The 9317-nt window shown below is 43.1% G+C and carries 9 protein-coding genes and 1 pseudogene; 5 read left to right on the forward strand and 5 right to left on the reverse strand.

The window, feature by feature from the left end; all coding sequences use genetic code 11:
- The first annotated feature begins 54 nt into the window (after nt 1-54).
- Complete coding sequence (locus A3849_RS28465; protein WP_306010722.1) at nt 55-288, forward strand: ImmA/IrrE family metallo-endopeptidase; 234 nt, start codon at nt 55-57, stop codon at nt 286-288.
- Nucleotides 289-364: 76 nt separating this feature from the next.
- Nucleotides 365-1609 carry a tyrosine-type recombinase/integrase gene (locus A3849_RS28470; protein ID WP_074114448.1) on the forward strand — a complete coding sequence of 415 codons (1245 nt, stop codon included), beginning with the start codon at nt 365-367 and terminating at the stop codon, nt 1607-1609.
- A gap of 1206 nt (nt 1610-2815) precedes the next feature.
- On the opposite strand, the pseudogene A3849_RS32585 reads toward A3849_RS28470, so the two are convergent.
- Together A3849_RS32585 and A3849_RS28485 are read right to left on the reverse strand one after the other, a co-directional pair.
- Nucleotides 2816-2902 (reverse strand): annotated as a pseudogene (locus A3849_RS32585) (YjcZ family sporulation protein); the annotation flags it as partial.
- A gap of 385 nt (nt 2903-3287) precedes the next feature.
- Nucleotides 3288-3530, reverse strand: a complete 243-nt coding sequence (locus A3849_RS28485) for a hypothetical protein (RefSeq protein ID WP_256701044.1) — start codon at nt 3528-3530, stop codon at nt 3288-3290.
- Nucleotides 3531-4148: 618 nt separating this feature from the next.
- Between A3849_RS28485 and A3849_RS28495 the strand changes: the two genes are divergently transcribed.
- Together A3849_RS28495 and A3849_RS28500 are read left to right on the forward strand one after the other, a co-directional pair.
- The gene (locus A3849_RS28495; RefSeq protein ID WP_074114452.1) at nt 4149-4778 is read left to right on the forward strand and encodes a hypothetical protein; all 630 of its coding nucleotides are present in this window, start codon (nt 4149-4151) and stop codon (nt 4776-4778) included.
- Nucleotides 4779-5063: 285 nt separating this feature from the next.
- Nucleotides 5064-5459 carry a hypothetical protein gene (locus A3849_RS28500; RefSeq protein WP_074114453.1) on the forward strand — a complete coding sequence of 132 codons (396 nt, stop codon included), beginning with the start codon at nt 5064-5066 and terminating at the stop codon, nt 5457-5459.
- A gap of 14 nt (nt 5460-5473) precedes the next feature.
- On the opposite strand, the gene A3849_RS28505 is transcribed toward A3849_RS28500, so the two are convergent.
- The 3 genes from A3849_RS28505 to A3849_RS28520 form a co-directional block, all read right to left on the reverse strand.
- Complete coding sequence (locus A3849_RS28505) at nt 5474-5947, reverse strand: YhjD family protein (RefSeq protein WP_074114454.1); 474 nt, start codon at nt 5945-5947, stop codon at nt 5474-5476.
- On the reverse strand, nt 5944-7206 hold the full coding sequence (locus tag A3849_RS28510) for a DNA polymerase IV (RefSeq protein ID WP_074114455.1): 1263 nt from the start codon (nt 7204-7206) through the stop codon (nt 5944-5946). Before A3849_RS28510 ends, A3849_RS28505 begins: the two co-directional genes overlap by 4 nt.
- Before the next feature lie 466 nt (nt 7207-7672).
- Nucleotides 7673-8344 carry a stalk domain-containing protein gene (locus A3849_RS28520; protein ID WP_074114457.1) on the reverse strand — a complete coding sequence of 224 codons (672 nt, stop codon included), beginning with the start codon at nt 8342-8344 and terminating at the stop codon, nt 7673-7675.
- A gap of 223 nt (nt 8345-8567) precedes the next feature.
- Between A3849_RS28520 and A3849_RS28525 the strand changes: the two genes are divergently transcribed.
- Nucleotides 8568-8999, forward strand: coding sequence for a hypothetical protein (locus tag A3849_RS28525; protein WP_074114458.1), 432 nt, complete (start codon nt 8568-8570; stop codon nt 8997-8999).
- Nucleotides 9000-9317 lie beyond the last annotated feature (318 nt).

Raw genomic sequence — 9317 nt, forward strand, 5'->3', positions numbered from 1 at the left:
CGAGGCTTTTATTACACGAAGGTTTATAGTAATACATAACGGACTTGATGTTGAATGGCAGAGATTTATTGTGCTCATGAACTAGGTCATGACAGACTGTATCCCGGGATCTCCGGCTTCTGGTTAGATGAACAGTCTTTATATAATGCTGGAAAGTACGAACGGCAAGCTAATCAGTTTGCCGTGAAACTTCTCACTGCATGCGACACTCTTAAAACAAATGAAACCATAAGGGATTTTCTACTACGCAATCAAATTCCCGAAGAAATGGATCGATATTTTATTTAACCTTCTGCGCTTCTCAGCTGAAAGGCTGTTTAAATACGCCCAAATTAGAACATACGATCTTATAGGAGGAAATGTTATGGCAAAAGGAAGTATAGAAAAGAGAGGAGAACGTAGTTGGAGGCTTGTTGTTGAAGTAGGGGACTCAGGTAACCGGGATAAAGAATATAAAACTATACAAGTGGACGATCCCGCTCTTCTTCGAACAACAAAAAGACTTCAAGATTACCTTGATAGTCAACTTCATGAATTCAAAAGAGAAGTTGAGTCTGGTGAATACATCAAACCGCAAAAAATGAAATTAGATAAATTTTATGAAAGTGAATGGAAAACTAAATATGCCTCAAACACTGACAACCTCTCTCCTCTTTCATACAAGACCTACAAAACTTACTATGAGTGTCATATCAAAGAAAAATTAGGGGATAAAGAGTTAGGTGCCATAAAGACAATTCATTTGGTTACTTTCATGGCTGACCTCAGCAAGCCTGAAGCTCGCAAAGATGGTAAAGAAGTCCCCCTTGCTCCGGGAACAATTCAATACATTTACCGTGTGCTAAAGAACATTCTTGAACGCGCAACAGAATGGAAATTAATCAAAACAAATCCTATGATCGGAGTGAAGAAACCTAAAGTTAAAAATGGCAAGAGCCAGTTTTATGAAGAAGATGAAGCCCAAGAAGTTATAGATGCTCTTTACCATGAACCTAGAAAATGGAGACTTTTTATATTAGGTGCTCTTCTTGCCGGTTGCCGTCGTGGAGAGCTTGTGGGAATTGAATGGAACAACGTGGATTTTAATAATCGCACATTGAGTATAGTTAATAGCATATCGTTAACTGAAGATGGAAAAGCTATTGAGAAAGCCCCAAAAAATGATAGCTCAGAGGATGTTATTTCAGTGCCAGATTGGTACATTGAAGAATTAAAGATCCACCGTAGAGAATGGCTGAAGAACATGTGGGAAATGAAAGAAAATGGTCTCTGGAAAGGTGGGGATCGTCAGTACGTTTTTCACGGTGGATACGGAAAACCTTATTATCATTCATATCCTTATCGTTGGTGGACCAGATTTGTAACGCGCAGAAAATTAAAAAAGATCAGTTTCCATGATTTGCGACATAGTTGTGCTACTCTATTAATTGAATCTGGCGCAACAACAAAGGCAGTTCAAGGTCAACTTCGCCATGCTCGTGAGCAAACAACTTCAGACATTTATGCTCACATTACAAAAAAGCTAAGTAGAGATACAGCCGACAGGTTCAATAAATTCGCTCCTCAAAACCCTCAAATTCATTCAACTACAAACCACTCCTCTAATTGATTTCTGGGAACGAGTTGGGGACGGATTGGGGACGCACTTCACTTTTTACTACACATATCTACTCGTTTCTACTCGCCAATCAATTCGTATTCCTCAGAAATATCAAGGCTTTCTCTTATTCACGATGGTGTGCAAATCCATATAGTTTACTTTGACAGGGTAGGGGTCATGGGTTCGAACCCCATCCGTCCTATATGCAGAAAGCCTTGATATTCAAGGCTTTTTTTGTTTTTTATGGATAGAAAATAGACATGCCAAAGAAACCGTTGACCCTTTGTGGTCACGGATTGGCCAAGAGCGTATAAATCTACACAAATAAAATAAGCAACCTCCCTGATTTCTGGAATAAGTGTTCCCCTTAAATGCCAGAGTATGAAGCTTGAGCTTCTTCAGTTTTGATTTACAGCCTCCACTAGTCCGTTGCGGGAGTTTAGTGGTGTTCCCACAGCTGTGCAGACAACAAGATCGTGATTATTATAAACCTCCCCTGCATTGTACTATGGCGTATTAAGCAATAATATATTCTACAGCAGGCTTCAAGCCCACCTCCTTCGAAGAACTGACAAAAACGAAAACAAGGATATGGATGAGCCCTTCAAAGTCCTTGTTTATATTATGATCGCTGAAAGAATAGGAAGGTTAAAACTTTATAGACCGGATTTCATCCTCACTCAGACCAGTTGCTCTAGCGACAGCCGCATAATCCATCCCCATAGCCAACAAAATTATGGAGCCGAGAGGAATCGAACTCTTGTCCGAAGATAACGGCACATAAGCTTCTACGTAGTTTTGGGTGGCTTGCTGCGGTGCCTGATCCGTCCGGTAAGCTACGCCCTGCGGGAATTATCGAGCTTAGGGCATCCGCGCTGCATAAGCAGGCGTTCCGAGGCGTGGCCGGCCAGTTGGTGACTGGGGAGGATAAGGAGTTTGTACATCTGGAGCCCCGGCTTCGCGCCAAGGTAAGGATGAGGAATTGGACCAAATGCGGCATGCTACGGAGTCCAGTATTTTCGGAGTTTATCTTATAACCAGAAAAAGCCCGCCGACTAGTTAGGGTTAGGGCATTCGACGGAGCAGCTGACACTGCTACCCGATTAGAGCAACTACGAGTGAACCTAGCTTCATTTACCATTTTCTCTATTTAGTAAATCCGCCAACGTTGGATGCTGGTGGAATGAACATAGGTTCGGTTATTAGTTTTGAAGATTAAATCAAGAATGATTTAGAGATGATTACCAGCAATATGAACAGAACCAGAATTGCAGTGGTAGAAGTACATCCTCCACCCCAACCTCAAACGGTGAGATACGGTTTACTTTCTCCACGTCTATACCTTTCAAGCTTTACTGATCAGGAATAACCTATTACATGTTCCATATCAGTAAAAGAAAGGGGGAATAAACCATGAACTTTCGCAAACAAGCCAAATTACTACAGGGAAAAACCATACAGGTGACAACCACTGGCAGTATTTACACCGGAACTCTCTTATCGGTTGGCACAGATTTTCTTATTCTAAGTTCCATCATTAGAGGGCGTAGAAGACGTCGCATCATTCGATTGGCAGAGATTATTCTGCTGTCTAGGTTATTCGGCTAAAAAATATCAGTTACAGAAACCAGGAGATCTCCCGAGATCTCTTGTATAAACAGAAATAACCCGTCAGAAGACCGGCGGGTTATTTTATGTATGCTCTAAATTCAAATCGTTCCCGGATAAACCGTCCACCGGCTATCTTGATACTATTCGGGGAATATCCCTCTACTATCCCGCCATAATCCATGATATGTCCTTCTGGATCATCTTCAGGCTGGAACCATACAGATACCTTAGACTGTGCCAGGGCAGCAGCTAGAAAGTCGGTATCGCTCTCCATGACTTTGTATGTGTTATTCATCTCCCCGATACCCAAACTCTCCAATCTTCTCTCCGTTTTCAAACACCTCTATAAAACGTAAGTGACCTTCTTCGGCTGAGGCGGCAATCATTCTCGCAGTTGCCTCTTGGATCGTTGCCCCCGCAATTGTCTCTTCAGGCTTGTCGTCGCGAAAAAACATATCAATAACCGCGTACACCGCATCGTCAATCTTAACCTCGGTATGTCCATGTACATCCCTTCGTTTTACTTTAAAATAGCCTATTGGTAATATTGTGAAAATACGTTTGGAAGTCAGGTTGTAAATATGGAATTTGAGGTGTTAGAACCTATGAAAGAGCTAATTTCCATATAAGGCTCTGCCAAGCTGTTCAGCTGTTTCTTTCTGCATACTGGGTGTTGCATGCGTATGGCGCATACCATGAAATTTCATTTTCTTAGACCGACTTTCTCTAGGGTTTTATTAAATGCCCTCCTAATGTTGCTCTTGTTGGTCGCTAACAATCGCTATAACTCTCGATGAAAAAGATTCATTAAGCTCTAACCGGCAGTTTAGCGTCGTGTCTATGTTCTAAAATATAGAGGAGAATTCGTATCATCTAACGAATAAGTTGGCGAAGTTGCTAAGCTGAGCAATAGTTAAAACATTTGAGGTGGGAAACAATGCTTAATAATCAAGTTATTTATTGGATAGGTGGTTCCTCTTGTGCTGGTAAAAGCACACTAGCAAAAATGTATGCAGAAAAGTACGAATTGGAGCTATATTCATGTGATGAATATTTTGATAGACATTTGCAGAATGTTTCAACTAGTGAGTACCCGGCGATGCATAAAGTTTCTACGATGAGCCCTAATGAAGCTTTCTATACAAGGGAAGTCCAAGAGCAGCTAAGTGTATATATACAGGTTTTTATTGAGGACTTTTCGTTTGTCATAAAGGACCTCGCCAAGAGAAAAGATAAACCTGTTGTTGTTGAAGGCAATCAATTATTACCTTCGCTCGTATCAGCACATTTAAATGAACATCATAAAGCTATCTGGATTATTCCGGCAGAGCAATTTCAAAGAGAACAATATTCCAAAAGGGAATGGATACAAGGCATATTGCAAAACACTGAAAACCCCGCTGTAGCTTTTAACAAATGGATGTCTCGCGATGCATTATTTTCAGAATTCGTCCAAAAAAGTGCCTTTGAATTACAGCTAAATGTATTAGAAGTAGACGGCAGTAAAACTCTACAGGAGAACTTTAGACTGATTGAAAATCTCTTCAGTGAAATCATACATGATTGAACTATCGGGAATCCTTAGTTGATGCGTCTACTATTCGTTAATTTACTATATATATAGGTAAGCAGCCAACATCCCAGCATATCAGCATCTCAAGCTTTGCAAATTGTAGTGAAAGTCTTTTATCATTTTCGCCAAAGTTTAGACATCCACAACTTCTATTCGTCACGAACCTTCACATAATATGGTACCTCTCTTACAAGAGATATGATTCAAGAAATCAGCAATGATCTTATATATTTTGTTTATTTAATGGCTAAGTCCTTAACTATTACTGGAGGTATTTATATGGCTAAATTACAGGACCATTATGACACCAATAAATTTTTAAATATGGAATTTATTTATCGTGACAATAGGCCCGATCAGGGCTGTAGCTTTAAAATAACAAGTTTTGAACATGGGAGTGTCATTGCTAGTGATGTAGGGTGGACAAACGTTACCTTAAATAAATTTATTGAAATGCTTGCTAATTTCCCCATGCCTTCATATGAAGGCTATTTCTCGCATTATGATGAATCCTTTGAATGGAAATGGGAACAGCAACCTGAAACCGGATTATATCAATTATCAGTTTCCGTCTCAGGGAAAGTATTTTCTTATTCCGTGAGCATTACAGACCTCCAAGAATTTGGCACGCAGGTTTCTCAGGAAACTGAAAATGCTCCGAAGTTTGATTTATGAAGCTTTTGAAAAGTTTATTTCAAATAATCTTTTAATACCGCCCCAAGCTCGGCTGTATACTTGGTCAACCTTAAGCTTATCTCTGTGCGCATCACGTCACGCGTCAGGCCAAAGCGTTCCTGATATCCCCGGCAAAAGATTTTGTAATACACCAGGAATTCTTCCTGTTCATCTGCCAGTACCCGGATATTCCGCTGCTTCAGCTCTTTTTGCAACTGATAGGTATCCTGCATGATGCGGCGCTGAATAGTTTGACCGGCCATCAAATAGGCGCGTTTGAGGATATTGCCGGAGTTCTCGATCTCCTTCAGGCTTTTGCTAACCATTGTATCTATGTAAGGGAGCAGAATGAGGTCGCGTACCATCGTCCGCTCTCCGATCGTTATCATTTTATCTCCGGGATCCCGCTGCTGCTCCTCGTACTGCTCCACATGCTCTGTCATGATCATCTTGGTTTTCCAGCGTTCGTTGCCTTCAAGTTTACTCACTTATAATGCCCTCCAATCTGTTCAGCTCTCTCCAGGGCAACTCCGGATTCAAGTAAGGATGATGCTCTAATAAGGGCCTGGTTTCCGTACCGGGCTTTAATTCCGTCGATGGCCCGTTCCTTATTGTAAGAGCGGACCCGGTCATCGAACAGCGTAAGCTGGATCACACGGTCATCCGAAAGGTGGGACAACGTGATGGCTAAGCGCCCTACAGGCAGTCCGGACCAATGGTCCACGAACAATTTCAGCGCCGCTGCGGCTACTTCATGCGTCAATGATGAAGGCTCGGGCAAGGTCATCTGGCGCTCGTAGGCGTGTGAACGCTCTCCGTCCGTCTCCAAAACGGAAACAGATACCACTGCCCCCATATAACGATACCGCCGTGCCCGCTGGCACACCTCAATAACGAGCTCAAGCAGCACAACCTCGATATCCATAAGCCGGGTGTATAAATTCCAGCGCAGCGCCTTGCCATGCCCCACGGATTTGATCTGATGGCGGATCCCCGTGACCACAGGGCTAGGATCTAGCCCACGCGCAGTTTGCCAGTAATATTCCGCCTGGATATCACTTTGCTTGCCCATGGTTATACGCATTCGTTGTTTAAACTCCGGCAGCTCCATACGGGCAATATCTCCGATTGTGGATATACCCATGCGCCAGAAATTCCTGGTCATTCTAGACGCCACCATAAACATATCCTGAACCGGCAATCTCCACAGGGTGGACTCTAATTGGTCGAAGGTAAGTTCGTATATTCCCTCTTTCGTCTTTTTGGCATAATTATCTGTAGCCATCTTTGCCATTACTTTAGTAGATCCAATGCCTACCCGGGTCCAGACCCCTGTCGACAGCAGAACATGGTGCTGGATTTTTTGAATCATATATTTCAGTGATCCCCCAAAATAAGCGAGTGAGCCTGTGATATCCAGAAACTGCTCATCGATGCTGTAGGGTTCCACCAGATCCGTATATGTCCGATAGATTTCTGATATCAAAAGCGAGACCTTAATGTAAGTTCCCATGCGGGGACGTATGACGATTAGCCCAGGGCATTTTGTCATAGCCTCCCCCACTCGCGATGCCGTTGTTACTCCCTGAGCTTTGGCAATGGGGCAGGCTGCCAGCACAATCCCGTTCATACGGGTAGGGTCTCCGATTGCGACAGGTTTATCCCGATGTTCGGGATGGGCTGCTTTTTCGACGCTGGCATAAAAGGATTGGCAGTCGGACAGTAGAATAACGCGATTCTTAGGCATAGCGCTTCTCCTCTATCCGCTGCCAAGCGAGAATATTAGCAACAATGAACACTCGAGGTGCTCCGGCAGTAAGACAATTAGCCCGGAGGCGCCCGTCCCTAATTCCCAAAACCTCGATTTTCCGCTGAGATATGTTCCCCGACTTATCCATATATACAATTTCAATCATTTGACCGTTTCGAATCTGCATAAGATTCGCCTCCAAAACAAGAACATTTGTTTGTATTATAACCACGATCGAGATTTTTAAGCAATGGTAAAATAGAACAAACGTTCCTAGTTTCCAGCAATCACCTAACTTAGTATGGCATAATTAGGCCCGCAGAACTCTTACGTCCTTCACAAAGCAGGGAGTGCGCGCCGTTCATTACAACAACTGCATAAGTTTCCCCATACCAAATACCCCGCCAATTCTGGCAGGGTACGGGGTTACTTAATATTTAATTTATTATCATGGCTGCCTAATTTATTTGTAGTATGAAGTAGTCAGAGGGATAAAGACGGAGGAGCCATCTTTAACATCCCCGGTTACAAAAAGTTTACTTACTCCCGAAATATTCACTTCTATCGTTATGAGTCCCTCCTCAGCGGTTATGTTCTGTTTCTTAAGTACCGTGTCGGTATCACTGTCTATAATGGAGAAGTCTTCAATATCGTCGCCGATCGCCGCAACCTGGAGATACAGCTTCTGGTATTTTTTATTGGGGTAGAGCATGAAGGAAGAGCCACGGGTTCCACTGCCGTTATCGAAATGGACATCTTTATAATCCTTGTCTTTATACACCGTTTTGTCCGGATCTTTGGTATGATAGGACGAATCAAATCCGGCAGCAATGGATACCCCCTCTGTTTGTTCTCCTAGCAAGATGGTGTTGGCTGCGGCATTGAAATTAACGGTAACGCCTAACAGATCCGATACGGCTCTAACAGGTAAGTACGTTGTATTATTATAAGTAATCGGAGCTACGACTGCACCACTGCCATTCTTAAGCTGGACGGGCTGGCCATCGACCTTGAATTTGATTCCGGGATTTAGGAAAGCCTTGATCTCTTGCAGGTTGGCACCGGCATATACGCCTGTCCCCATCCCTCCAAGTACAGCAAAAACAGTTAGAGCGGCTGTTATCTTCTTTTTCACTTTGCCAAACTCCTCTCCGTTGCTTCAAATTTTAATTTCCTATATTGGAAGTATAATGAATGATCCCCCAGTATGCAATATTTTCCGGGGGTGCCCTTTTCGTGGCTGGATCAAAACCCGATATATGGTACGATCACAGTACATAAAGATAATTACCGTACTGCGGACGAACCTCTTTCGCGAGCCGCATAGCATATCTCAAATATTACGGGAGGTATGTTCTATGACACGGTTACTTGATGCAAGAACTTCTCAAAATGCAAGTATTGCCGGCAGCATGAATGGTGTGGGATTGACAGCCAACCAGAATGTGCTAATCGGGCAGATTGGACTAACCACTGCAGGAGCAGAAGGTCCAATCAGAGTACAACTTAACGGCGTTGCCTCTTTTTTTGTGTTTTCAGGAGGATTTATCACGTTAACCCTGTTTGCAGTCAGAGGGAGCGTAGCTACGGATCCCCTAGTCGCTTCAAACCGACTTCAATTAAATCCTGGAGCAACAACACCGACTAATTTATTTCCGCTTTACTTAATATGCTCTGATTACAATCCCGCTCCAGCAGAAGAGATCATCTATTCCTTATTTGTGAACAGCTCGATAAACGTTAACCGTGTGGGTCCCGAAAGTTTCAATGGGTGCGCTTATTCCGATTAGGTAATTTCTTGAAAAGAAGAAAGGGGCTGTCCCAAAAGGGATAGCCCTTTGTTTTCAAGTAGGATCGTCGTGAGCCCTCGGGTGGACGCTCCGCGAACGGACCGTTGTTCCAATCGCTGTTGTCCCCAGATTTTATTTATTCTCCTTCGCGGTGAAAATCCGGGGACAAAGGCGACCGCTATCGCTTTTCCACAATCGTTCCGTCCTCTCCGCTGTTTAAGCGGGAAATGGGGTCTACAATCTTTAAAAAAAGCAAAAAAAAGAAACCATCCTTTGGTAAAATGGAGTTACCACACAACCATTTCAAAGGAGAGGTTT

This window comes from Paenibacillus sp. P46E (genome assembly GCF_001909095.1).
GTDB lineage: Bacteria > Bacillota > Bacilli > Paenibacillales > Paenibacillaceae > Paenibacillus_AQ > Paenibacillus_AQ helianthi.